23 protein-coding genes are annotated in these 23,335 nt (G+C 56.8%); 13 read left to right on the top strand and 10 right to left on the bottom strand.

Features of this window, described 5'->3' with window-relative positions; translation table 11 throughout:
* The first annotated feature begins 189 nt into the window (after positions 1 to 189).
* The 4 genes from EI77_RS16335 to EI77_RS16350 all read left to right on the top strand — a co-directional run bounded on the left by EI77_RS16335 (position 190) and on the right by EI77_RS16350 (position 5,390).
* Positions 190 to 924, top strand: a complete 735-nt coding sequence (locus EI77_RS16335; RefSeq protein WP_133796369.1) for a hypothetical protein — start codon at positions 190 to 192, stop codon at positions 922 to 924.
* A gap of 116 nt (positions 925 to 1,040) precedes the next feature.
* Positions 1,041 to 1,277, top strand: coding sequence for a hypothetical protein (locus EI77_RS16340; RefSeq protein ID WP_133796370.1), 237 nt, complete (start codon positions 1,041 to 1,043; stop codon positions 1,275 to 1,277).
* Positions 1,278 to 1,537: 260 nt separating this feature from the next.
* Positions 1,538 to 4,774, top strand: a complete 3,237-nt coding sequence (gene secA / locus EI77_RS16345; protein ID WP_133796371.1) for a preprotein translocase subunit SecA — start codon at positions 1,538 to 1,540, stop codon at positions 4,772 to 4,774.
* Between the two features lie 130 nt (positions 4,775 to 4,904).
* Complete coding sequence (locus EI77_RS16350; RefSeq protein ID WP_133796372.1) at positions 4,905 to 5,390, top strand: iron-sulfur cluster assembly scaffold protein; 486 nt, start codon at positions 4,905 to 4,907, stop codon at positions 5,388 to 5,390.
* A gap of 83 nt (positions 5,391 to 5,473) precedes the next feature.
* Here EI77_RS16350 and efp read toward each other — a convergent pair whose 3' ends face one another.
* Genes efp through EI77_RS16370 form a run of 4 tightly spaced genes read right to left on the bottom strand, consistent with a single transcriptional unit; the run spans position 5,474 to position 8,504 of the window.
* Complete coding sequence (gene efp, locus EI77_RS16355) at positions 5,474 to 6,040, bottom strand: elongation factor P (RefSeq protein WP_133796373.1); 567 nt, start codon at positions 6,038 to 6,040, stop codon at positions 5,474 to 5,476.
* A gap of 55 nt (positions 6,041 to 6,095) precedes the next feature.
* Positions 6,096 to 7,223: a lipid-A-disaccharide synthase gene (gene lpxB, locus EI77_RS16360; protein ID WP_133796374.1), complete on the bottom strand. Its 1,128-nt coding sequence runs from the start codon at positions 7,221 to 7,223 to the stop codon at positions 6,096 to 6,098.
* Between the two features lie 26 nt (positions 7,224 to 7,249).
* Positions 7,250 to 7,531, bottom strand: a complete 282-nt coding sequence (locus tag EI77_RS16365; RefSeq protein WP_166647302.1) for an AbrB/MazE/SpoVT family DNA-binding domain-containing protein — start codon at positions 7,529 to 7,531, stop codon at positions 7,250 to 7,252.
* A 10-nt stretch (positions 7,532 to 7,541) separates the two neighbouring features.
* Positions 7,542 to 8,504, bottom strand: a complete 963-nt coding sequence (locus tag EI77_RS16370; RefSeq protein ID WP_133796376.1) for a Gfo/Idh/MocA family protein — start codon at positions 8,502 to 8,504, stop codon at positions 7,542 to 7,544.
* A gap of 131 nt (positions 8,505 to 8,635) precedes the next feature.
* On the opposite strand from EI77_RS16370, the gene EI77_RS16375 reads away from it, so the two are divergent.
* The 3 genes from EI77_RS16375 to EI77_RS16385 are packed head-to-tail and all read left to right on the top strand — an operon-like array spanning position 8,636 to position 10,898.
* Entirely contained in the window at positions 8,636 to 9,253 is a 618-nt protein-coding gene (locus EI77_RS16375; protein WP_133796377.1) for an HAD family hydrolase, read from the top strand.
* A gap of 55 nt (positions 9,254 to 9,308) precedes the next feature.
* Positions 9,309 to 10,172, top strand: a complete 864-nt coding sequence (locus tag EI77_RS16380) for an alpha/beta hydrolase (RefSeq protein ID WP_133796378.1) — start codon at positions 9,309 to 9,311, stop codon at positions 10,170 to 10,172.
* A gap of 39 nt (positions 10,173 to 10,211) precedes the next feature.
* Complete coding sequence (locus tag EI77_RS16385) at positions 10,212 to 10,898, top strand: YggS family pyridoxal phosphate-dependent enzyme (RefSeq protein ID WP_133796379.1); 687 nt, start codon at positions 10,212 to 10,214, stop codon at positions 10,896 to 10,898.
* Positions 10,899 to 11,016: 118 nt separating this feature from the next.
* On the opposite strand, the gene folP is transcribed toward EI77_RS16385, so the two are convergent.
* From folP to hisS, 6 genes are all read right to left on the bottom strand, one after another.
* The gene (folP, locus tag EI77_RS16390; RefSeq protein ID WP_133796380.1) at positions 11,017 to 11,859 is read right to left on the bottom strand and encodes a dihydropteroate synthase; all 843 of its coding nucleotides are present in this window, start codon (positions 11,857 to 11,859) and stop codon (positions 11,017 to 11,019) included.
* A 29-nt stretch (positions 11,860 to 11,888) separates the two neighbouring features.
* Positions 11,889 to 12,647 carry a purine-nucleoside phosphorylase gene (locus tag EI77_RS16395; protein WP_133796381.1) on the bottom strand — a complete coding sequence of 253 codons (759 nt, stop codon included), beginning with the start codon at positions 12,645 to 12,647 and terminating at the stop codon, positions 11,889 to 11,891.
* 40 nt (positions 12,648 to 12,687) lie between these two features.
* Positions 12,688 to 13,284: a class I SAM-dependent methyltransferase gene (locus EI77_RS16400; protein ID WP_133796382.1), complete on the bottom strand. Its 597-nt coding sequence runs from the start codon at positions 13,282 to 13,284 to the stop codon at positions 12,688 to 12,690.
* Between the two features lie 127 nt (positions 13,285 to 13,411).
* Positions 13,412 to 14,359 (bottom strand): 2-dehydropantoate 2-reductase, encoded by a 948-nt coding sequence (locus EI77_RS16405; protein ID WP_133796383.1) that lies wholly within the window; start codon positions 14,357 to 14,359, stop codon positions 13,412 to 13,414.
* A gap of 36 nt (positions 14,360 to 14,395) precedes the next feature.
* Positions 14,396 to 15,127, bottom strand: coding sequence for a putative polyvalent protein kinase domain-containing protein (locus tag EI77_RS16410; RefSeq protein ID WP_133796384.1), 732 nt, complete (start codon positions 15,125 to 15,127; stop codon positions 14,396 to 14,398).
* A 99-nt stretch (positions 15,128 to 15,226) separates the two neighbouring features.
* Positions 15,227 to 16,516, bottom strand: a complete 1,290-nt coding sequence (gene hisS / locus EI77_RS16415) for a histidine--tRNA ligase (RefSeq protein WP_243838900.1) — start codon at positions 16,514 to 16,516, stop codon at positions 15,227 to 15,229.
* A gap of 76 nt (positions 16,517 to 16,592) precedes the next feature.
* Between hisS and recF the strand changes: the two genes are divergently transcribed.
* From recF to mrdA, 6 genes are all read left to right on the top strand, one after another.
* Entirely contained in the window at positions 16,593 to 17,663 is a 1,071-nt protein-coding gene (gene recF, locus EI77_RS16420; protein WP_133796386.1) for a DNA replication/repair protein RecF, read from the top strand.
* 61 nt (positions 17,664 to 17,724) lie between these two features.
* On the top strand, positions 17,725 to 18,048 hold the full coding sequence (locus EI77_RS16425; RefSeq protein ID WP_133796387.1) for a hypothetical protein: 324 nt from the start codon (positions 17,725 to 17,727) through the stop codon (positions 18,046 to 18,048).
* A gap of 267 nt (positions 18,049 to 18,315) precedes the next feature.
* Entirely contained in the window at positions 18,316 to 19,347 is a 1,032-nt protein-coding gene (locus EI77_RS16430; RefSeq protein ID WP_133796388.1) for a rod shape-determining protein, read from the top strand.
* Between the two features lie 71 nt (positions 19,348 to 19,418).
* Positions 19,419 to 20,276 carry a rod shape-determining protein MreC gene (gene mreC / locus EI77_RS16435; RefSeq protein WP_133796389.1) on the top strand — a complete coding sequence of 286 codons (858 nt, stop codon included), beginning with the start codon at positions 19,419 to 19,421 and terminating at the stop codon, positions 20,274 to 20,276.
* 135 nt (positions 20,277 to 20,411) lie between these two features.
* Positions 20,412 to 21,032, top strand: a complete 621-nt coding sequence (locus EI77_RS16440; RefSeq protein WP_133796390.1) for a hypothetical protein — start codon at positions 20,412 to 20,414, stop codon at positions 21,030 to 21,032.
* On the top strand, positions 21,022 to 23,289 hold the full coding sequence (gene mrdA, locus EI77_RS16445) for a penicillin-binding protein 2 (RefSeq protein WP_133796391.1): 2,268 nt from the start codon (positions 21,022 to 21,024) through the stop codon (positions 23,287 to 23,289). Before EI77_RS16440 ends, mrdA begins: the two co-directional genes overlap by 11 nt.
* Positions 23,290 to 23,335 lie beyond the last annotated feature (46 nt).

The raw sequence follows: 23,335 nt of genomic DNA on the forward strand, positions 1-23,335 counted from the left end.
ATTTAAATAACATAATACGTTCATAACCAACGTTAATACATTTTTAAAATGGAAAACATTAAGTTTATATTCAATCTAAATTTATAATAAAAGACTCTCATATTACGGAAATTCTACTTTTTGATGATTTAATCTTTGCAGTGATTCTAGTTTTTGATATAATTACCATATCAATCACAAGAAACTGCTATGAAACACGCATCCAAGTTCTTCGCCGCTCTCACATTGCTTGTCGCGATCACGGTTTTTCCTTCGGCGGTTTCTGCTCAGTATGGATATGCGACGAGCAACTACGCAGCCCAGCAGGCGGCCTACGCTCAGCAGCAGCAGTATGCCGCAGCGTATCAGGCGCAGATGCAGCAGCAGGCCTGGGCTGCTTATCACGCCCAGCAGCAACAGCAGGCTGCCTACCACGCCCAGATGCAGCAGCAGGCGGCCTATGCGGCCCAGCAGCAGCAGATGATGATGGCGGTGCGTGCAGTGCCTGTGGCACGCTCCGCACCAGCGGCGGGATCACTGATCCGCTATGATGGTAAATATGCTGCTTGCTCCTCCAGCCTGCCTTCCCAGGTGAAGTATCTCATCAATGCGGCCAACCACCTGCAGAGCAGCCCATATGTGCGCGGCGGTGGCCACGGCCGGGTGGAAGATCGTGCTTATGATTGCTCCAGCTCGACGTCTTATACCCTGATCAAGGCTGGCCTGCTGAAGAGCCCGCTGACTTCTGCTGGCTTCGCCAAGTATGGCCAGGCTGGGGAAGGCCGCTTCATCACCATCTGGGTCAAACCTGGTGACCATGTTTTCATGACAGTGTGCGGTCTTCGCCTGGACACGTCAGGTGGCAAGGTGGGCGAGGGCCCACGCTGGCGTCCACAGGGCCGTAGCTATGCTGGCTTCAGCCCACGTCATCCTTTTGGCCTGTAACCTCTCATATTTGTGACTCGCCTGTGTTTTTGAGTCAGTTTGGCGATTCATTATAAAGAATCACCTCTCACAGAGTCGATAAAGTTGCATTCCTGATCTCTCAAATTCTCAAATCTATGAAGACCACCACTTTCTCTGCTGCGACTCAGCCATTGCTGAATGAGTCACTTTCACTCGGGTGGTACCATATGAACGTTTTCGGACAAACTTTTGGGCGTCACGCTCAGGCAGATTTAGTGGCAGATTTTGTGGTGGAAGTGAATGCAGATGCTTCTGCGGCAGGTGTCAGGGTAAAATCATTTTGGGAATCCCTAGCAGGTTCCGGGTCCCCGTTTGCCATGGGTGAAAATTGACCAACGTGGGGCAGGAAACGGGCGCAAGGCTTATTGGATAAGGCTTTCAGCGCGATGGGAAGGATGGTGAAAAGGAAATCTTGAGGCCGCATATTGGGCGAGGCACGTATCTCGCTGGCCAGATGCGGGATTGATGGATGCTGCTTCGCAAGAGAGGATTTTCCTCCTTGCTTGCCAAGTCGTGCATCCTCTCCAAAGTAATCGGCCCGACCTCCCTGCCACCAAGCTAGGCGGCGGTCTTTTCGTTTTTCCTTTTCGTTATGTTTGACTGGATCATTAAAAAAATCATCGGCACCAAGAACCAGCGCACTGTGAAGCGCCTGCAACCGGTCGTCGTGGAGATCAATCGCTTCGAAGCGCAGTATCAAAATGAAACAGACGATGCCCTGCGTGAGCGGGTGGCGAATTGGAAAGCCCAGTTCCGTGCTTTTCATACCCCTCACTTTCTAGGGGGCGTGGGTCTGCGCATCGCCGATGAAGCCACCGTGGAGGCCTGCCTGCGACATATTGAAGAATACTTCAAGGCACTGAAGCCCCATTTCCCATCCTTGGATGGCAGCTATCTGGCGGAGAGTTCCTGGAATGGTGCGGCCATTGCAGATAAGAAGGCGCGGATCGACAAGGCGCGCGATGCCTGGAATGAGATCCAGCCTAAATTTGCCGCCATCATCTCGAAGATGCTTAACGAGATCCTGCCGCAGGTGTATGCCGTGGTGAAATGCGCCGCGCGCCGCCTCGTCGGCCAGGAGCACATCGTTTGTGACAATCCGCTGAAGTGGAACATGGTGCACTTCGATGTGCAGCTCATCGGCGGTATTGCCCTGCACAAGGGCATGATCGCTGAAATGGCGACGGGTGAGGGCAAGACGCTCGTCGGTACGCTGCCGGTGACGCTGAATGCGCTGACCGGGCGTGGCGTGCACGTCATCACGGTGAATGATTACCTAGCCCGTCGTGACTCCGAATGGATGGGCTATCTGTTCAAGTTCCTTGGCCTAACCGTGGGTTGTATTCAAAACGACCAGCCCAGCCATCTGCGCCGTGAGCAGTATCAGGCGGACATCACTTACGGGACCAACAGTGAATTCGGTTTTGATTACCTGCGTGATAACGGCATGGCCTCCAGCAAGGAGCAGCAGGTGCAGCGCGGCCATTATTTCGCCATCGTGGATGAGGTGGACTCCGTGCTCATTGATGAAGCGCGCACGCCTCTCATCATCAGCGGTCCGGTGGCCGGTGCGGAAAGTACGCACCAGTATGAGCGGTACAAGCCCCTGGTTGAACAGTTGGTTAGGCGTCAAAACACCCTTTGCAACAGCCTTGTTTCTGAAGCCAAGGAAGATGCCAAGAAGGGCGAATTCGACGTGGCCGGGCGCAAGCTTTACCAATGCCGTCTGGGCCAGCCCAAGAACCGCGCCTTGATGCGCTGCATGGAAGATCACGAGCTGCGCCGCGCCCTGGAAAAGGCCGAGCTGAAGATGTATGAGGACACGCAGAAGAAGGATCTCTTCGCCCTCAAAGAAGGCCTGTATTTCTCCATCGAAGAGAAGAGCCACGATGCTGACCTGAGCGAAATGGGCCGTACTTTCCTGAGCCCGGATGAGCCGGATGCCTTCGTGCTGCCAGACCTGGCCACGCTGTATTCTGAAATCGACGGTGACGGCCTGCTGACGGATGCGCAGAAGCTGCAAAAGAAAAACGAGCTGCAGGACCGCCTGTCCCACCAGGGGCAGCGCATCCACCAGATCAGCCAGCTCCTGCGTGCCTACTGCCTTTATGAGAAGGACGTGGAATACGTCGTGGAGGAAAACAAAGTCGTCATCGTGGATGAGCAGACCGGCCGTAAAATGTCCGGCCGCCGCTGGAGCGACGGTCTTCATCAGGCGGTGGAAGCCAAGGAAGGTGTGCAGATCGATGCTGAAACGCAGACCCTGGCCACCATCACCATCCAGAACTATTTCCGCCTTTATGAAAAGCTGGGCGGCATGACCGGTACGGCTGAAACGGATGCCTCCGAATTCCATGACATCTATGGCCTGGACGTGCTGACCATCCCGACTAACCGCGTTGTGAAGCGCCTGGACCATAACGACAGCATTTTCAAAACCCGTCGCGAAAAGTACAGTGCCGTGATCGACATGATCCGTGAGCGCCACGCCAAGGGCCAGCCGATGCTCGTCGGTACGGCCAGCGTGGAAGCTTCGGAAACCGTCAGCCGCATGCTGAAACTGCAAAAGATCCCTCACTCAGTGCTGAATGCCAAGTATCACCGGCAGGAGGCCGAGATCGTGGCGCGTGCCGGTCAGAAAGGTTCTGTGACCATCTCCACCAACATGGCTGGACGTGGTACGGACATCAAGCTGGGCGAGGGTGTGGGTGACCTGGGCGGCCTGCTGGTGCTGGCCACTGAGCGTCATGAATCCCGCCGTGTGGACCGTCAGCTTCGTGGCCGTTGCGCCCGTCAGGGAGATCCAGGTGAGAGCAAATTCTTCCTCAGCTTTGAGGATGACCTGATGCGTAACTTCGGCGCTGCGGACCGCATGACGAAGATCATGGAACGCTTTGGCATGGCTGAAGGCGAAGAGTTGCAGCATCCATGGCTGAACCGCTCCGTAGAAACAGCGCAGAAGCGTGTGGAGCAGCGGAACTATGGCTGGCGCAAGCGCGTGCTGGAATACGATGACGTGATGAACCAGCAGCGTGAGGTGGTCTATGAGTGGCGCAATGACGTGCTCGAAAGCAATGACCCACGCCTGCTCATCAATGAATCTGTGGAAAAGGGCCTCAAGGAGCGTCTGGAAGAATTCCTGCCGAAGGAAAAAGGCAGCGACATGGAGCCAGATTACGAAAACTTGGTTCAGTGGATCAATGCCACAGTGCCGATCGGCCTGCGTGAGTTTGATGATGAATTCAAGGCGCTGGATTTCGATGCCCAGGCTGAATGGCTGAAGGAAAAGATCTTTGCCGCTTACGATATCAAAGTCAGCGGGGCCAATCCGCAGGCCCTACAAGAGATCGAGAAGATGATCCTGCTCAATGCCATCGACCGTCTGTGGCAGGAGCACCTGTATGCTCTGGATGCCCTGAAGGAAGGCATCAGCCTGCGCAGTTATGGCCAGAAGGATCCGCTCATCGAATTCAAGCAGGAGGCATTCACCATCTTCTCCGAGCTGATGCGCAACATCAATGGCGAGGTGGTTAACAACCTCTTCCGCAGCACGCAGCAGCTGGCCGCGTTTGAGCAGTTCCTGGCTCAGATCGCCATGATGCAGCAGGGAGGCGGCGGTCTCCCCGGCGCACAGGCTAACGTGCCACCGCTGCAAGAGGCAGCCGAGGCTCCTAAACCGAAGCCGCACAATCCGAGCAGCGATGGCCCAAAGCTGATCCTGCCCAGTGCCATGGCCCAGAAAAAGCCCCTGGCTAATGTCGGCCGCAATGACGCCTGCCCCTGCGGCAGCGGGAAAAAATTCAAGAACTGCTGCGGACGCACGGCCTAATTAAGGCCGAGTGTCAGCTCCTGGCTACTGTCCTTTTGGATGGCAGCCGGGTGGCAGGCTTCCTCTATCTTTTGAAACGATCCGGCCAGCCGCAGGGCTGGCTTGTTCGTAATATCACCGAACCTTTTTCATGAACGAATCCACCCTCCAGACTGCTCTTTCCAATCCGCAAAACCTTGGCGAGATGCCGGATGCGGATGCCGTGGGGACCGTCGGCTCTCCAGATTGCGGTGACATGGTGCGCATGTGGCTGAAGTATAAAGATCAGGATGGGCGCAAGGTGATTGATAAGGCCAGCTTTCAAAGCTTCGGCTGCCAGACCGCGATTGCCGTGGCCAGTCTTGCCACAGAGTTGATCCGTGGAAAAACGAAGGAAGAAGCCTTGCAGATGAGTGCGGCTGAACTGAGCGCTCCCTTGGGGCCGCTGCCGCCGATGAAGATTCATTGCGGCCAGATGGTGGAAGGCGCGCTCAAAGCTGCGCTGGAGGCTGAATCTGGTGTCGCGAGTCCTGCGTTGAGCACAAGCCCTTCACAGCCCCTTGGCCCGACTCTGGTGGACAGCCTGAATGCGGCTGGCAAGACCGCCGGGAAGATCAAAATCGTCCTGGAAAGCTGAGGCGGCTCCCACGGGTGGAATCCATAAAAAAGCCCCAGTTTGCACTGGGGCTTTTGTGTTTTTGAGGATTGAAAAGCGGAGGCTTAGTTGGAGCGGCCGAGGTAGCTGTTGTCTTCGGTCTTGACGCTGATTTTATCGCCAGGGCCAATGAACAGAGGAACCTGAACGACGAGTCCGGTTTCCAGTTTGGCTGCTTTGTAAACGTTGTTCGCGGAGTCGCCTTTGACGCCTTCAGGAGATTCGGTGACAGTCATGATCACGGAGGGTGGCAGTTCGATACCGATGACGATGTCATCCGCGAACTGGACCGTGTACTTTTGGCCTTCGATGAGGTAATCCTTGGCGTTTTTCACCTGGGATTCCATGAGGATCACGTCTTCGAACGTCTCAGGATGCATGAAGTGGTAATCTTCACCGTCCTTGTAGCTGTACTCATGTGGCTCGCGGTTCAGGTTCACGGCTTCGAGCGACTCGTTGGAGGTCATGCGAAGGTTGTACACTTTACCCGTGCTGAGGGTGCGGACGGACATCTGCACATAAGACGCCATGCGAGGAGGCGTCTTGAGTTCGAAATCAGAGACGAGGCAGACTTCGTTATTATAACGAACCGCGTGCCCCTTGCGGAGGTTGATGACTGGGGTTGATGCCATAGAGAGCGAGGGTTTTAGGCGTAAATGCGGGAAAAGCAAGCCGGAAAGGCCGGACCTATGCCGTGAGGGCACCGATGACCGCCTGGGCGGCGCGGCGATAAGCCCCGCCGTGACCGAGTGTGGCCACGACTTCGGCCAGGTCTTCCTGCAGATCGCGGCGACGGACGTCATTGGTCAGCAGGTCCACCATTTCAGCCGCCAAGGTATCCGAATTGAGCCGCCCCTGGACGAGTTCTTTGACGATATCCCGCTTGGCCAGCACATTCACGATGCCGATGTTTTTGATGCGGACGACGGTCTTGGCCGCGATGTAGGTGAGGAGATTCACCTGGTAAACCAGGGCATAGGGCAGGCCAAAACAGGCTGCCTCCAGCGTGGCTGTGCCACTGGCCACAGCGCCAACCTGGGCACGCTGCATGAGATCATAGACCGTACCGGTCTCGATCCATGTTTTCGCCTCGGGCATGCCAGCGTCATCGGCCATTTGGCGCAGGTGACCGGCCAGTGTTTCATTGGCTGCCGAAACGGCGAAACGGACCTGCGGATGCATCATGCGGATGGCCAGGGCGGCCTGGAGCATGATGGGAAAAAGACGCTTCACTTCATTCAAGCGGCTGCCAGGAAACCAGCCCACCAGGGCACGCTCACGCTCCCAGTTCCGCCGCAGGGCCACAACGCGGTCCACCATGGGATGCCCGCTGAATTCAGTAGGCAGGCCGCTTTTTTCATAGAAGTCTTTTTCGAAGGGGAAGATGCAGATCATCAGATCCAGCACCTTGGCCATGGTTTTCACACGGCCCTTTTTCCAGGCCCAGACCTGGGGGCTGATGTAATAGATGATCTTCCCGGTGTAACCTTTCGTTCGCAGGTCTTTGGCCACGCGCAGATTGAAGCCGGGGTAATCCACCAGGATGACGGCAGCGGGCTGCTGCGTCAGAATGGAGGTGACGGTGGCAGTGAACTTTTGCTTGAAATAGGAGTACATTTTCAGCACCTCCCACAGTCCCACCACCCCGGCAGTCTCCACCCAGTCCTCAATGCCGTGACCCGCGATCTCCTTCATGCGCGGTCCACCCAGCCCGGTGATTTTCACCTCAGGATCGAGGACCAGCAGTTCTTTGATAAGCCCCGCGCCATGGGTGTCCCCGCTGACTTCACCGGCGATGATGTAAATGGATGTCATACATTCGTGTCCACGAGTACCATGGATCAGTCCTCCCCGCGTGTCATCTTCATGAGAGCATCTGTTGTCAAAGCAGTTGTGGCGGACCCTGTCGCCTTGGCCAGCCAAGCATCAACGATGGGTTTTGAATGCCGCTGCGCTTTTTGAGTAACGAGATGCAATCCGTCTTCCATCGGAAGAAACTCCACCTGGGTGCCGGGACGCAGGCTGTAGCGATTCCTCAGGGCTTGAGGAATGGTCACCTGGCCTTTGGCAGTGATGGTCATGACTCCAAAAGTATCGGTAACAGCCTGCTTGGTCAACTTCATGTATGGGAAGTCAGTTTGCACCAAGTGCAGCATTCTTCTCAATCTGGTCGGTGATTTCCAAGGCGATGCGGACGGCTTCTGCGCCTTCCTGGCCCGTGACGACGGGGCGTTTGCCGTGGCGGGAGCATTCGACGAAGGCGTTGATTTCTAGCTTCAATGGCTCGTCTTTTTCCACTTCGACGGCTTCGCGGACGATCTGCATGCCGTCTTTTTTGTAGATCCAGCCGCTTTGTTCCTGGTAGTCCAGGGAGAGGTAGCTGTCCTGCTGGAAGACGCGAATTTTGCGCATCTTCTCCGGGCTGATGCGGCTGGCGGTGATGTTGGCGATGCAGCCGTTGGCAAATTTGAAACGGGCGTTGGCGATGTCCTCGCGCTTGGTCAGTACGGGGATGCCCACGGCATCGATTTGAACCAGCGGGGACTTCACCAGGTGCAGTACGATTTCAATGTCGTGGATCATTACATCCAGCACAACGCCGATGTCCATGCTGCGATTGGGGAAGGGGGAGAGGCGGTGGACCTCGATGAAACGAGGCTGGTCCATGCGCTCTTCGAGCTGGCGCAGCACCGGGTTGAACCGCTCGATGTGGCCGACCTGGAGGATGACGTTTTTGGCCTGAGCCAGTTCAATCAGAGCCTGGGCTTCGGCATAGGATTCGCTGATGGGTTTTTCCACCATCACATGGACTCCTTTTTCCATGAGGGGCTCGGCCACGCGGCGGTGATAGATGGTGGGCACGGCCACGGTGGCGGCATCCACACGGGAGGCGAAGTCGGCCAGATCGCTGGCGGCCTGGGTGCCATACTGTGCGGCGAATTCGGCCGCGCGCGCCGGGTCCGCGTCATACACGGCGGCAAAGGTGACGGCCCCCGCACTGCGGCTGGCGATCTCCGCCATGATGCGGGCATGATTTTTACCGATGGCACCCACACCGGCCACGCCGATGCGGAAAGGTTGGGCTGCTGATTCCATGAACCACCAGCGTTAATGAGGACGGTGCTACGTGGCAAGAGGAATGACACGGTGGGAATGACGAAATCCGCAGCGTAAATTTGCATTGTGGGCCTTGAGCGGACGGGGGTAGCTCTGCATTCTTAGCCCCCATGCCTGGCCCCGTCCTCCTTTCTGATATCGGCAATGTGCTGACCTTTTTTGATTTTACCATCGCCGCCCAGCGTGTGTCTGAGCGCTGCCCCTTTCCCCCGGAGGCTCTTTCGTCAAGGCTAGATGACATCAAAGGCCCTTTTGAAAATGGGGACATGGATGATGATACCTTTGTGCGCGCGGCCATCCAGGCGCTGGAGTTTCAAGGCACAACGGCGGATTTCGTGGCCATCTGGTGCGATATTTTTATAGAAAACGAGGCGATGAAGCGCTCCCTGGCACCGCTCGTGGGCAAGGTGCCGATGAAACTGCTCTCCAATACTAGCGGCCTGCACAAGGACTATCTGCTGCGCACCTTTGATATCTTCCGTCCCTTCACCGGCGGTGTTTATTCCTATTCCGCCAAATGCAGCAAACCGTGGGAGCCGATCTTTCGCGTGACCATTGAGGAACTGGATCTGGATCCTGCGCAGACCTTTTACATTGATGACCTGGAGCCAAACATCGCCACTGCACGCAGTCTGGGATTTGACGTGCATCATTATCATCATCAGGCCCATGACCGGCTGGACGCTGACCTGACCGCCTGGGCCCGCAAGCACGGGCTGGCGGTGTGAACGGTGGATTCATTTTAAACGAAGTTTAGGGGTCTTCACGACGTTCATTCTGACTATGCTTTTCCGTCTTTCCTTAACCGCCGCTCTCGCTGGCAGCCTCCTCGCCTCCGCCGCGGAGCCTCAGGTGCGCATTGAAAAAAACACCTCTTATTTGCCGGAAGGCCGGGCTGAAAAAGCCGACCTGTATCTGCCAGTGGAAGATGGGAAAAAACATCCCGCCGTGGTCATTATCCATGGTGGTGGCTGGGCCGGCGGGGTCAAGGATGCCAAGCGTGAGATCAACATCGGCACGACTCTGGCTGGCCAGGGATATGTGTGCATGAGCATTGAATATTTCCTCCATTCTGCGGAGAGCGAGCAGCCCTGCTGGCCTCAGAATTTGCATGATTGCAAGACGGCAGTGCGCTGGCTGCGGGCCAATGCGGAGCGGCTGAAGGTGGACGCGGACCACATCGGCGTCATCGGTGGCTCGGCAGGCGGGCACCTGGCCAGCATGGTCGGTGTGACCCAGGCCAAGGACGGTCTGGACCCCGCTGGACCGTATGGAGAATATTCCTGTCAGGTAAATTGCGTGGTGGATATGTATGGGCCTACGGACCTGGTCGTGCGGAACAAAGACCTCACACCGCTGCGGGCCACCCTGGCGGAAAATCCTGAGCTTTACCGCCAGTTTTCCGTCACCACGCATCTGGACAAGGACGATCCCCCATTCCTGATCCTGCACGGCACGGCGGATAAAACGGTGGACCTCAGTCAGTCAGAGATCCTGGCCAAAGCCTTGGCGGAAAAGGGCATCGAGCATCATCTGGAGGTCATTCCCGGTGCCCCACACACCTTCCATCTTCAGCCAAAGGAAAAGGACTTGCGTCCGCTGGTGATTGCCTTTTTTGACAAACATCTGAAGCCCGCAGCCAAGTGACCGCTTGCAGCGGGCGGGGTCTTCGCTCAGATCCAGGGCATGTCTGACATTGCCGACCGTCTCCAGGAAATCCGGGATCGCCTAACCAAATCTGCCGAACGCGCTGGCCGCAAGCCGGAGGAGGTGGATCTGTTGGCCGTCTCCAAAACCTATCCAGTGGAAACTATCCATGAGGCGGTGGATGCGGGTCAGATCCTTTTTGGGGAAAACCGGGTGCAGGAGGTCCTGCTGAAGCAGCCGCAACTTCCAGGGAAATTGCAATGGCATCTCATCGGCCCTTTGCAGTCCAACAAAGTGCGCAAGGTGCTGCCACTGGTGCAGATGATCCACGCAGTGGACTCCGTGGACATTGCGAAGGACATCAACCGCATCGGCGGGGAACTGGGCCTGCATCCCAAGGTGCTGATCGAGATCAATGTGGCAGCGGAATCTTCAAAGCATGGTTTCACGCCATCCGCTATCCGGGCGCAGTTGGATGCCCTGTATGAGCTGGACCGTCTTTATATCCAGGGCGTGATGTGCATCCCGCCTTTTGATCCGGTGGCTGAAAAGAGCCGCCGGTATTTTAAGATGCTGCGGGAGATCCGTGACGAACTGGAAAAACTGGGCGGTGCACCGCTGCCCGTCCTTTCCATGGGCATGAGCCATGACTTTGAAGTGGCCATTGAAGAAGGCGCCACCATCGTCCGCGTAGGCAGTGCCATTTTCGGAGCACGGGGAAAGTAATCCAGAGCTTTAGCTCGATCAGTGCGCAGTCATCCAATGTGCGTGTTTCGGTATCCCGTGCGCATTGAAGACAGGCTGGGATTTCGGGAGGGTGGCCAGCCAAAGCTCCAGAGCACTTTCATTGCCCCAAAATTGCCTCTGTCATGCGCATGGCTTCCACGTTGGGTTTCACCTCATGCACGCGGACGATACGTGCTCCCAGCTCTCGTGTGTGGGAGGTCAGGGCCACGGTCGGCCACTCCCGGTCGTCCACGTCATCGGTTTCCAGCAGCTTACTGATCATGCTCTTGCGGGAGATGCCCACCAGCACGGGGCGGCCCTGCACGGCCAGAGTGGGCAGGGCTTTCATCAGGGCGATGTTGTGTTCCAGCGTCTTACCAAAGCCAAATCCAGGGTCCAAAACCACACGCTCTGGGGCGATGCCCAGCTCCGCGAGAATACGCAGCCGCTCGGCGAAATAAGCCTGCACTTCCGCCACCACGTCTCCATATTCAGGCTGCTTTTGCATCGTACGCGGCGTGCCGATCATGTGCATGACCACCAGCCCCGCCTCCGTCTCCGCAGCCACCCGCAGCATCATCGGATCTCCCCGCAGACCAGTGACATCATTGATGATGTCCGCCCCCGCCTCCAGAGCCGCACGCGCCACATTGGCCTTCATGGTATCAATGGAAATGAGCGTCTTAGTTTCCGATCTCAAGGCACGGATCACGGGTAGCACGCGTTTCAATTCTTCCGCTTCCTCCACCGGGTCAGCCCCAGGACGGGTGGACTCTCCGCCGATGTCCAGGATATCAGCTCCCTCTGCTACCAAAGTCAGCGCATGTTCCACGGCCCGGCCCGTATCCAGATAGCGACCACCATCGGAAAAGGAATCCGGGGTTACATTGACAATGCCCATGACGAGACCGCGCTGGGTGAGGTCGTGGTCCAGTCCGTGAATGCGCCAATGGAAGTTCATGGCACTAGTTCAGGCGAATTGCAGCCAAATCACAACACTGATTTCAAAAGTGCCGCCAGATTCGTGGAGGCGGCTTGGCCGACGCTGACGACCTCCGCATGGTGCAGCGTCTGCGCTTTCAGCCCGGCGGCCCAATTTGTCAGCATGGAAATGCCCGCCACTTCCATGCCCAGGGCACGCGCCTGGATCGCCTCTGGCACGGTGGACATGCCCACAGCATCCGCCCCCAGCGTGCGCATCATGCGGATCTCCGCCGGGGTCTCGTATTGCGGCCCCAGTGTGGCTGCATACACCCCTTGATGCAAAGGCAGGACCAGCTTTTCAGCAGCCCGCAAAAACTCCGTGCGCCATGCCTGCGAATACACCTCGCTCATGTCATGAAAATGCGGCCCTCCCAGCAATGGCGTCGTGCCCAGGAGATTCAGGTGATCCGTGATGAGCATCAGATCACCCACGGCAAAGCTCGCGTTGATGGCCCCCGCCGCATTCGTTAATACGATGCGTCTAACGCCAAGTGTGCTCATGAAGCGGATGCCTGCTGTCACTTCATATGCGGACAGACCTTCATACAAATGCCGCCGCCCCTGGGCGATGAGGACCGGCTTTTCATTCACCCGGCTGAGCACAAAACGTCCCGCATGTCCCGGAACCGTGGAGGCGCTGAGGCCCGGGATATCCGAATACGAAACCTCTGCTTCAATGCCCAGTGCCTCCGCCACACCGCCCAGACCAGAGCCAAGCACGATGGCGGTTTCAGGGCTGGCTTCATGGAGGCGCGTTATGGACATCGCCGATGAACGTCCATGGTCGTAAAAATGCAAATTGTCCTCAGGGCGCTACAGCGGCATACCACGCGTGGATGAGTCCAGTCTGGAGAAAGAGCACAGGTTTTTCAAAACCACCGGCAGTCATGATCGAGGCCACTTCCTCCAGGGGGAGAAGGGCGACATCCCGGCTATAGGCAATACGTATGGATTCCATCTTTTCTTCGGAAACCTCGGCATCGGCCATCATCCGCATCCACACATCCAGGAGGCCTGGGTATGCCGGAGAAGCCCTGTCATAAGCCAGATCCGCACTGACAAGCAGGCTGCCTGGGCGCAGGCGGCTGGAGATGCTGCGGAAAAAGGCAATGCGGTCTGCTGGGGTGAGTATGAAATGGGAAACGAGCAGAGAGGTAGCCGCATCGAAGGAATCCGCAGACGGCAAACTGTCGAGGTATCCCACATGAAATTCACAGCGTGGTGTGATCCCGCACTCCTCGGCCTTTCGGTGGAAGACGTCCAGCATCGGCGCAGATGGCTCCACGGCAGTGAAATGCCAGCCGGGATTTTTCTGGGCCAAATAAATGATTTCCGCCCCAGTCCCAGCGCCAACACAGAGGATTCGCGCCTGCGTGGGAAGCTTGGAAAAAACTGCATACATGAGCAGATTCAAGGCATCCCTGATGGGGGCTAGCTTGGCGAAATTTTTGTCATAGGCAGCCGCGTGAGCTTCATCAAACGCGACCACCGAGGTTTGATTTTGCGTAGGGAAAATGGTGGGGTGTGTTTTATGCCTTTTCGGCCAGGCGGTTTTTTAGTTCATCATACAGCTCCTGAACAAAGGGCATCGCAATACCCGCCTGGGCCGCCTGCCGGATGGGTTCCCCCCAGATAGCCTCCAGTTCGACCTCCTTGCCATCGAGGTAATCAATGAGAGAGGAAGGTTTATAGGCGGCCATGGTACGGGTGTTGGAGATCATGGTTTCAACCAAGTCTGGCGGCAGGGTGTGCCCCAGGCAGGCTGCTGTTTGGATGATTTCAACCATGAGGGCGCGCACTCGGGTTTCCAAAGCGGGATTTGCCAGGATGACCTCCGTATCAATGCCACCGGCGGCGATGGACAGGCCGTTGAAGGGAATGTTCCAGACCAGCTTTTGCCAGCGCGCTGCGGCCAGGCTTTCGACCACGTGACAGTCAATGAGGCTACGTCGAAATTCCTCCGCGATGAGTTGTGTGCGGGGCAGGGGAGTGCGGGTGTGCTCTCCCATGTTGATCCGCCCCTGGGCGATGTGATGAATCTGCCCAGGGCCAATGCGGTTGATGCAGACGAAACAAAGCCCGCCGAGCACACGCTCCGCACCAAAGTGCTGCGCCAGGAATTCCTCGTTGCCGAGACCGTTTTGCAGCGTCAGCAGCACGGTTTTTTCCTTCAGCAGCGGCGGAATGAGATCCAGGAGCGCAGCATTGGACGTCACCTTCATGGCGATAATGACCAGATCACAAGGGCCGATGTCCTCCGCGGTCTTGTGGGCATTGACAGGCAGATGCACATCCCCCTGATAACTGGTGATGCGCAGCCCCTCCCGGACCACCGCTTCATAATCACTTCGCATCAGGAAATGCACCTCATGCCCATGCTGGGCCAGACGCCCTCCATAATAACAGCCCACCGCCCCAGCACCGATGATGGCAATGCGGCCTAACGAGGAAGAAATTTCAGGGGAGCGAGGTTGCATGGGAGCCACTTAGTTTAGAGTGCAAGCAGCCCTACGTTATTCCGTGTGTGTCTGCTTTTCCAGAATTCCTAAAGCTTGCAGCGCCGCAACTCGCTCATACCGGTCATCGAAATAAAAATGAGCATCAATTGGGTGCATCAAGCCGCTTATGCTCCCTTGGATCACATTGTTCTCGTGAAGATCGTAAACGTAAATGGTGCCTGCTGGGCTGTCCTCGATCATAAAGGTGGGAATCTTGGATGAGGGACTTTCGTGACGTAATCCCTGTGCCTCCAGTTCAGCCTTCAGGGTCTCCCAATCTGGATGGATTCCGTGCACATACGGCTGGGATATGACGATATGGATCCTGTCCTTCTCTTCGTAGAAACCTTCCAGTCTCACATCATCATTAAAAAAAAGATTGGAGAGGAGGTGGTCCGTCAGGTAGTCAAACAAGGACTCCGTGGCGATGGATTGTGAATCGAGATCTTTAACGACCCTATTTTCTAGGATGTGATGAGCCACTTTGTGCTCACTGCCACTTCTCATGGCATTCATACGCATCAACTGACCTATGCCGATGCCATCCAGAAGGAGACCATTGTTTTCCGCAAAACGGATCAATGCCTCGGCTTCATGGTCGCCTGTAGCGCCTGAACTTTGGCCACAGTCATGGGTCCTTGAAGGCTCAATTGCCGTTGCAGCGCTTCGGAGAAGACCTTGCGGATTTCCAAAACGGTCATGGGCTTGACGGTATGCGTCTGGGGTTTTGGCATAATCTGTAAGCAACAGAGAAAGCTGCTTCTAGTCCCCCTGGAATCAAGTGAAATTGCGCTGCCGGAAAAAGGTGGTGGTCACCTGTTCCGGCAGTTGCCCCCCAGCATCCCATCATGCAATCATCTTGCCCATAACAGGCTTCTTCAGCTCTTCCGTCACCAGGCTGACCACTTGGTCCGCAGCCACCAGTTCCTGACTGCGGCTGACGAGGTTCTTGAGGGCCACCTGTGGATACTCCTGGCCGAAGACGATGGCGAGGCGGGCCTTTTGGTTTTCGGCGGCCTGGAACTGCTTGCCCACTTTTTGCGCACCGAAGCTGAAGTCCACCCGCACACCCGCACTGCGCAGCGCCTGCACAGCCGCCAGGGCCGGCGCGCGCTGGGCTTCATCAGCCACCACGACGTAAGCGTCCACACCCTGCTGGGAGTTGAGGTATTCGGTGATGCCAAACTGTGCTCCGGGTGTTTTGGAAAGCAGGATGCCGAGCACGACATCCCCCATGGCAAAACCAGCGGCGGGCATGTCCACGCTGCCATCGCTCATCAGGGCGCACAGCTTGTCATAACGTCCCCCACCGGCCACAGCACGCAGGCCATGCTTGAGGTCGAAGACTTCAAAGACAGTGCCGGTATAATAGGCAAGGCCACGCACGATGCTAGCGTCTATCTTCACATACTGCCACAGGCCACGGGCACTGAGGTCCGCACGCAGCGCTGCAAAGGCGGGATGGTCCCCATCGGTCGCCGTCATGAAGGACCGCACCACATCCAGACTGAGGCCGATGGCTTCGAGCTTCTTGGCTGTGTCCTCCGTCTTAGCTCGTTCGATCTTATCGATGATCTGTAGAAAGGCGGAGGTATGCTCCTCTGCGATGTTGTTTTCGGCGAGGAAGGTCGTCCAGATCTGGCGGTTGCTCAGGCGGATCACAAAGTCCTCCGCCTGGATGCCAAAGGCCAGCATCACATCAATGGAAAGGGCCACCAGCTCCGCATCCGTGCCCTGGCTGGCATCACCCAGGATGTCGGCATTGAACTGGATGAACTCGCGGGAGCGGCCTTCCTGCGGCTCTTCATAGCGGAAGCACGAGCCGATTTGAAACCACTTCATCGGCTTCTTGAAGTCGCGATGACGCGTCGTGGCCATGCGGGCCAGGGAAGGGGTCACCTCCGGGCGCAGCGAGATTTCACGCTCAGCCTTGTCCAAAAAACAGAAGAGCTGGCTGGTGATCTCGTCACCGCTTTTCTTGCGGTACAGGTCGGTGGACTCCACGACGGGAGCTTCGTATTCGACAAAACCATAGCGGCGCGCGACAGAGCGCCAGGTGTCGAAGATATAATTGCGCAACGCGCACTCCTCGGGGAAGAAGTCGCGAAAGCCTTTGACGGTGCGGAAGGAGGCCATTAGAAGGGCCGGACACATGGCCCCCTGCACAATGAATTCAACCAAAATTCAGGCCGGGGACCATGTCTCATGACTCATGCTGACGGATCTGCTGCTTCGAGATTTTCGCTGCTTTGACGAATGCCGCGTCACGCTGCATCCGGAAATGACGGTCTTTGTCGGGCGCAATGCCCAGGGGAAAACCTCGCTGATGGAGGCCGCCTGCGTCTTGCTGCGGTTGCAATCTCCGCGCACCAGCAACCGCGCGGAAGTCATCCGCCTTGGGGCAAAGACGATGCTCATTGAGGGCACGTTGAAGGATAAAAAACTCCGCTGCGCACAGTCCGCCACCGTCCGGCGTCTCGCAGTGGATGGAGCCGTTTGTGGAAAATCCGCCGAATATCTCAGCCAGAGTGGCCTGGTCGTCTGGATGGATCATCGGGATATGAATCTGCTGCGTGGCAGTGCAGAGCACCGGCGTCGTTATCTGGACTTCGCTGCCAGCCAGATGTTTCCAGATTATCTGAAGGCGCTGCGTGGCTATGAGCGCGCATTGCGCGGGCGCAATCATGTACTGAAAAGGGATGCCGTCATTGGCTGGCGGCAGGCGGATGCCTTTGCCAAAGTGATGGATGAATTTGCCCGCGTGATCATCACCCGGCGGCATGAGCTCACGCAGATGCTTCAGCCTCATGTCACCCGCATCCATGCTGAGTTAAGCGGCGGCAGTGAGCGCGGTATAACTAATTATGCACCCAGTTTTTTTGGCGCCAGCCTGTTTAAAGCACTGGGTGAAAAACGTGATGAGGAACAACGCCTGCGCCAGACCGCATTGGGACCTCATCGCGATGACCTGCATTTGCTGCTCAATGACCTGGACGCCACATCGTATGCCTCGGAGGGGCAGCAACGCAGTCTGGCCTTGTCGCTAAAGATCGCCCAAGCGCATGCTTTGGAGCAGGTGGGCGGATCTCCACCATTGCTCCTGCTGGATGATGTATTTGGGGAGCTGGACGCACACCGCCGCCGGGCCCTGCTGCGGCTACTGCCCACAGGCACCCAAAAAGTCATCACCACGACAAATCTGGAGTGGGCTCAAGGAGAGGTCGTGCCTGGTCGGGTGTATGAGGTGGAGGGGGCAAGGGTGCAAAAGGCAGGGGGTGAGTGAAACAAGTTATTTAATTGGAGCCGCGTGATCCTTTGGAGTGAGTTTGTCCGCATGAACAGTCATGGCTACCCAATCACTATTCTCGGTTAAAGCGGCGATCAAAATTGCAGTCATTCATTTTGCATTAACCTATGTCTTTGCCCTCCTGGCATTTTTTACGGCCATGGGATCTTTCACAAAGAGCGTTACTGATGAAATGGCTTTCTGGAACATGGTCATGTGGGTATGGACCCCGCTGGCCAGAGCGGCATTTGATCATGCAAAAGACAATTTGGACATAGTCAGACTGCTGGCAATAAGCTGGTCATGCATCGTTGGAGTTGCTGCGGGATTTTTCCGGAAGAATTTCCGTTTTAAAGGCGATCCGGGCTGGGATGAGAAATAAGCCAGTCCAGGAGAAGAGGCTGAAACTTCGGGTTTGTTCTCGACAAAAGCGCTATTTGACCTGCAATTCCGCGAATTCTGCCTCTTTCACCTCTTTTTCACCTTGGGGAATCTCCCCTTGACCCTAAAAAACGCCGCCCTTAAGCTCGCAGCTTGTCAGGAGCCCCGTGGGTGGCGCTGCTTTTGTGAACTGAAAAAGCCGGAATCCCTTCCACACCACACAGGGTCCGTTCATTTTTTTCAATCTCAACATTTCTAAAGCCCCATCATGCTAGGCAAACTTTTTGGCTTCGTCGCCAACGACATCGGTATTGACCTCGGAACCGCAAACACCCTCGTTTACGTTAAAGATCACGGCATCGTGCTCCGCGAACCCTCCGTGGTCGCCGTAAAAACCGGCACCAATGAAGTGGTCGCCGTGGGTGATGATGCAAAACGCATGCTGGGCAGAACGCCCGGTGGCATCACCGCCATCCGCCCGCTCAAAGACGGTGTGATTGCAGACTTCCGCGTTACGGAGGCCATGCTGCGCCATTTCATTCGTAAGGTTCACAACAACCGCCGTGCCATGCGCGGACCACGTGTTGTGATCGCCGTTCCTTCTGGGATCACCGAAGTGGAAAAGCGCGCCGTCAAAGAAAGCGCCGAACAGGCCGGAGCACGTGAAGTTTATCTCATCGAAGAACCCATGGCTGCTGCCATCGGCGTCGGTCTGCCAGTGCAGGAAGCCGCAGGCAACATGATCGTGGACATCGGCGGCGGCACGACGGAGGTGGCCATCATCTCCCTCAGCGGCATCGTTTACAGCCGCAGCGTGCGGGTGGCGGGTGATGAACTGGATGAGGCCATCATCAATTACATGAAGCGTGCCTACAACCTCATGATCGGTGAGCGCACAGCGGAAGAAATCAAACTGCGCATCGGCTCCGCCTTCCCTCTGGGCAAGGAGACCACCATGGAAGTGAAAGGCCGCGACATGGTCGCTGGCCTGCCTAAGACCATCACCATCACCAGCCAGGAAGTGCGTGAGGCGATGCTGGAACCTTTGAATGCGATCATCGACGCAGTGCGCACCACTCTGGAGCGCTGCCCGCCTGAACTCTCTGCTGACCTTGTGGACCGTGGCATCATGCTGGCCGGTGGCGGCGCCCTGCTGCGTGGTCTGGACAAGCTCCTTCAGGAAGAAACCGCCCTGCCTGTGCACGTGGCGGAAGATCCGTTGAGCGCCGTGGGTGAAGGCACCGGGCGCGTGCTGAGCGAACTTGAGTTCCTTCGCAAGGTGAGCACCACGGAGGTGTGATGCATGTCCCCAGGTGGAATCCCAATCCTGTTCAATCCTTTGTTAGGTTGAGCCGGATGAAAGGCTGAATCATGAAAAAGCTCAACATCCTGGCGCTGCTGCTCTTCACTGCGGCAGTGGTATCCGTGTTCACCATGGACACACCCGTCACGCGTGACATCCAGAGCCGCACCATGACGGTGCTCTCTCCCTTCATTCACTCCAGCGCTGCGGTCGAGCAGAGCGTGGGTGGCGTCGTGGCCTCACCTGAGGATCCCCGTGAAATGGGCCGCGACAACGAGCGGCTACAGATCGAGGTGGAGCGCCTGCGCATCATTTCCCAAAAGTATGCTCAGACCCTGGAGGAAAACAACCGCCTCCGTGGTCTCATCGATTTTAAACAAGCCGCGCCTTTCAAGATGACGGCTGCGCGCGTGATCAAGCGCGTTTCATCCACCTGGTGGAATAGCATGATCATTGACAAGGGGCTGCTTGACGGTCTGGCCACGGACAGTCCGGTCATCAGTGCCACAGGCCTCATCGGCAAGACGGGCAAGATGGCGGATCACATGGCGGAAATCGTTTTGCTGACGGATGAGATGTGCCGTGTGTCTTCCAAGATCGAAGGCACGCTGGAGCAGGGGATCCTGGCCGGTGAGCGGGCAGGCTTGGACATGCGACCAGATCTGCGTCTTCGCTTTCTGAACAAGAATGTGCTGATCAATCCGGGTGCCAATGTGATCTCCACGGGGGAAGGCGGCGTCTTTCCCGCCGGGCTGCTCATTGGCCGTGTGAAACGTTTTGAAAACCGGGACCTTTCCGGTGAGGCCATCGTGGAGCCTGCGGTGGACTTCTCCTCTCTGGAATATGTCTTTGTGGTAGAAATGCAGCCCGTGCTGGAACCTGAGCCGGACAAGGAAACGCCAGTCCCCGCAGTCAGCGGGAAATGAGGCGCGTAACCACTGATGCATTAAAATGAATCACGGACTCACCCCCATGAAACAGCGGAGATCCGGCGGCCCTTCGGCTGCTGCATATTTCTGCTGTCCGTTTTTCATCTCTGCAGGAGGCATTGCCTGGAGGTCATGATCTTTTATCCTGCCACTGTCCTGTTGCTGCTGCTCACCTTTGTGGTGCAGGAGTTTATCCCCGGTATTCCGATGGCCCAGTATGCCACACTGTTTCTGCCGCCGGTGTTTTTCTTTGCCGCCTCCGTGGCAGTACCTTTTCCCATGATGCTGCTACTGGCCTTCATCACCGGTTTCCTCTGGGATGCCCGTTATGTGCCCGGCGTTTTTGAGCCGGCGGAAAAAGCTGTTCATTCTCTGATGAGCACTGGCAATCATCTGCCAGAGCTGGACATGGCAGGTGGCGGTTTCGGCTTTGGACTTTCCATTCTCCTCTTCGGCCTGCTGGGCACCTTTTTGCAAGGCGTCCGGCCATTGTTTAAACGCGGCCGTCTTGAACTGCCCGTCTTGCTCGTCGGATTCACCACTTTTGCCTGGCTGCTCAGTGAATATATGGTCATGACCTTCCTGCGTGGCAGCCTCCATTTTCCATCAGCCGTCTGGACAAAGATGATCACCGATACCCTGCTGGCCATGCTGGCATCTCCGTTGATTTTTCTTGTGATGTATTCTCTGGCCGGTCTGTCACGTTATGAAATTAAATACGAAGGACTGAGGTACTCATTCGATGGTCGTTAAATACCGTTTCCGCTTATACCTGCTGACCCTCGCTATGATGTGCGGGTTTGGCGTTCTTGTGTACCGGTTGTGGACCTTGCAGATCGTCCGCCATGAGGAGTTTGTGAACAAAGTCCCCGAGGCTAAGCAGCTTCGCGCCCGTATCCCCGGGGTGCGTGGGGAAATCAAGGACCGCAATGGCATCGTCCTGGCCACAAACAAGGCCAGCTTTGAAGTACGGGTCAATCTGCGTGAGGTTTATGAGGAATACGCCCGCCAGTGCCAGGCCAAAAAAGTGGATATTCCCACGGTGCCTTTTGAATACATGGACCGTGGCCTGCCTCGCAAAAAGGAGGAGCCGGACATCGTACGCATGTTTCAGGAGCTCATCATCGCCCGGCTGAAGGAAATGGGCCTGCCCGCCCCCAGCTTCGATGAAGCCCTGCGTGTGCATTATCGCAGTTTCGGTGGCGTCATTCCCTGGGTTTACCAGGACAGCCTCACCTTTTCAGAATTCAGCCGCTTTGCCGAGCATAACCTGGGCCTACCCGGCGTGACCGTGGCGGAGCGTGGCAGCCGCGTTTATCCTTTTGGGGCCATGGCCTGCCACATCATGGGTTATGTCCGCCTGCCGGATGACCAGCGTGTTTCTGTGGAAGATCGCAAAGGCTGGGATTATTACATGCCCGATGACTACGGCGGCGCAGGCGTGGAAAAAAGTTTCGACAAATACATGCGCGGCAAGCCGGGTGTACGCACCATGCAGGTCAACGAGCGCGGGCGCATCGTGGGTGAGGTCAGCTTCGAAGAACCTCGCAAAGGCAATGATGTCTATCTGACCCTGGATGCCCGCATCCAATACATCGCGGAAAAGGCTCTTCGAGATGGCAACATTGGCCGCGGTTCCGTCGTCGTCATCCAGCCGCAGACGGGTGAAGTGCTGGCGATGGCCTCCGTCCCCAGCTATGATCCCAACCGTTTCATCCCCAGCATTTCCCAGGCGGATTATAACGTCCTGCTTTCCAATCGTACCGTGCCTTTGATGAACCGTGCCACGCGCACCTTCGTTCCAGGCTCCACGTATAAGGTCCCCATCGCGCTGGCAGGCTGTCTGGCCGGTATTCAAAGCCGCAATTTTAATTGCAGTGGCAGCGTCACGTACGGTAGCAAGGCCATGCAATGCTGGATCCAGCGCCAGGGCGGCGGATCCCACGGTTCTCTGGGCCTCAGCGATGCCCTCATGCGCTCCTGTAACTGTTTCTTCTACCAGTATGGGAACAGCGCCGGTATTGATAACATCACCAAAGCGGGCAAACTTCTCGGCCTGGGTGAGCGCACCGGCATTGAGCTGGAAGAAGATGACGGCGGCATCCTGCCGAATCCAGCCTGGCTGCGCATGGCCAGTCCGAAGGACCGCTGGAGCAACGGCCACACAGCGAATACCTCCATCGGCCAGGGCAGCGTACTGGCCTCGCCACTTCAGATGGCCTCCGTCACTGGCGCTGTGGCCGCTGGCAAGTCTTATGTCCCCCATCTCCTTCACCGGGTGATGGACAATGATGAATTGGTGATGGAGAACAAACCCGTCCTCCGCTCAGACCTCTCCCAGCACTTCGATGCCAAATCCCTGGAAATGGTGCGCAAAGGCATGTGGAAAGTGGTCAATGATGCGGGCGGCACCGCCAAAGGCGCGCGCATTCCCGGTGTGGAGGTCGCGGGTAAAACTGGCACGGCCCAGAACTGGCGCCGGGATGAAAGAAACGTCCGTGTGGTGGATAACCATACCTTGTTCATCAGCTTTGCCCCCTATGTGAATCCCAAATATGCCATCTGCATTCTTGTGCAGGGCGGGAAATCCGGCGGCGGCTGTGCAGCCCCGGTCGCCCACCGCGTGCTGGAGCAGGCCCTCGCGCTTGAAAACGGCTATCAAGTCACCCCGGAAACGCTGGGTGAAGTCGAGGGCAACTTTAAACCCATCGAGGCCGTCACCTATGCGGACCTCGGCGTGCCTGTCGTCGCCGCTGCCGATGAGGACGGCGATACCGGCACCAATGAGCCGGCCAATGAATCTACTGACGAAGCACCGCGGACATCTGCGGCACCCAGCATCCGCAGGGAGGCTGACCGCGAGGCCTCGGCAGGTGCCGGTTCCAGCAAACCCGCACGCAAAGCGGAGCCTGTTCGCAGGGCTCCTCTTTTCAAACGCGGCGGCAGCAGTGACGAATCCAATCCCTCCAACCCGGGAGGCGGATTTTTCCGCCGGATTTTCCGCCAGTAGCTGTTCCCATTTTACCCCTAACCCGACCTAATTTTTTTATGCCCCT

Source organism: Prosthecobacter fusiformis, from assembly GCF_004364345.1.
GTDB classification, from domain to species: Bacteria; Verrucomicrobiota; Verrucomicrobiia; order Verrucomicrobiales; family Verrucomicrobiaceae; genus Prosthecobacter; species Prosthecobacter fusiformis.

Coding starts and splice junctions, on each gene's coding strand:
- mreC (WP_133796389.1), top strand. CDS start 19,419: ATGAAAAAGCTCAACATCCTGGCGCTGCTGCTCTTCACTGCGGCAGTG.
- EI77_RS16385 (WP_133796379.1), top strand. CDS start 10,212: ATGTCTGACATTGCCGACCGTCTCCAGGAAATCCGGGATCGCCTAACC.
- lpxB (WP_133796374.1), bottom strand. CDS start 7,223: ATGACATCCATTTACATCATCGCCGGTGAAGTCAGCGGGGACACCCAT.
- EI77_RS16350 (WP_133796372.1), top strand. CDS start 4,905: ATGAACGAATCCACCCTCCAGACTGCTCTTTCCAATCCGCAAAACCTT.
- efp (WP_133796373.1), bottom strand. CDS start 6,040: ATGGCATCAACCCCAGTCATCAACCTCCGCAAGGGGCACGCGGTTCGT.
- EI77_RS16335 (WP_133796369.1), top strand. CDS start 190: ATGAAACACGCATCCAAGTTCTTCGCCGCTCTCACATTGCTTGTCGCG.
- EI77_RS16375 (WP_133796377.1), top strand. CDS start 8,636: ATGCCTGGCCCCGTCCTCCTTTCTGATATCGGCAATGTGCTGACCTTT.
- EI77_RS16340 (WP_133796370.1), top strand. CDS start 1,041: ATGAAGACCACCACTTTCTCTGCTGCGACTCAGCCATTGCTGAATGAG.
- folP (WP_133796380.1), bottom strand. CDS start 11,859: ATGAACTTCCATTGGCGCATTCACGGACTGGACCACGACCTCACCCAG.
- EI77_RS16395 (WP_133796381.1), bottom strand. CDS start 12,647: ATGTCCATAACGCGCCTCCATGAAGCCAGCCCTGAAACCGCCATCGTG.
- EI77_RS16365 (WP_166647302.1), bottom strand. CDS start 7,531: ATGAAGTTGACCAAGCAGGCTGTTACCGATACTTTTGGAGTCATGACC.
- EI77_RS16370 (WP_133796376.1), bottom strand. CDS start 8,504: ATGGAATCAGCAGCCCAACCTTTCCGCATCGGCGTGGCCGGTGTGGGT.
- EI77_RS16440 (WP_133796390.1), top strand. CDS start 20,412: ATGATCTTTTATCCTGCCACTGTCCTGTTGCTGCTGCTCACCTTTGTG.
- EI77_RS16405 (WP_133796383.1), bottom strand. CDS start 14,359: ATGCAACCTCGCTCCCCTGAAATTTCTTCCTCGTTAGGCCGCATTGCC.
- hisS (WP_243838900.1), bottom strand. CDS start 16,516: ATGGCCTCCTTCCGCACCGTCAAAGGCTTTCGCGACTTCTTCCCCGAG.
- mrdA (WP_133796391.1), top strand. CDS start 21,022: ATGGTCGTTAAATACCGTTTCCGCTTATACCTGCTGACCCTCGCTATG.
- EI77_RS16380 (WP_133796378.1), top strand. CDS start 9,309: ATGCTTTTCCGTCTTTCCTTAACCGCCGCTCTCGCTGGCAGCCTCCTC.
- EI77_RS16430 (WP_133796388.1), top strand. CDS start 18,316: ATGCTAGGCAAACTTTTTGGCTTCGTCGCCAACGACATCGGTATTGAC.
- EI77_RS16425 (WP_133796387.1), top strand. CDS start 17,725: ATGGCTACCCAATCACTATTCTCGGTTAAAGCGGCGATCAAAATTGCA.
- EI77_RS16400 (WP_133796382.1), bottom strand. CDS start 13,284: ATGTATGCAGTTTTTTCCAAGCTTCCCACGCAGGCGCGAATCCTCTGT.
- secA (WP_133796371.1), top strand. CDS start 1,538: ATGTTTGACTGGATCATTAAAAAAATCATCGGCACCAAGAACCAGCGC.
- recF (WP_133796386.1), top strand. CDS start 16,593: ATGCTGACGGATCTGCTGCTTCGAGATTTTCGCTGCTTTGACGAATGC.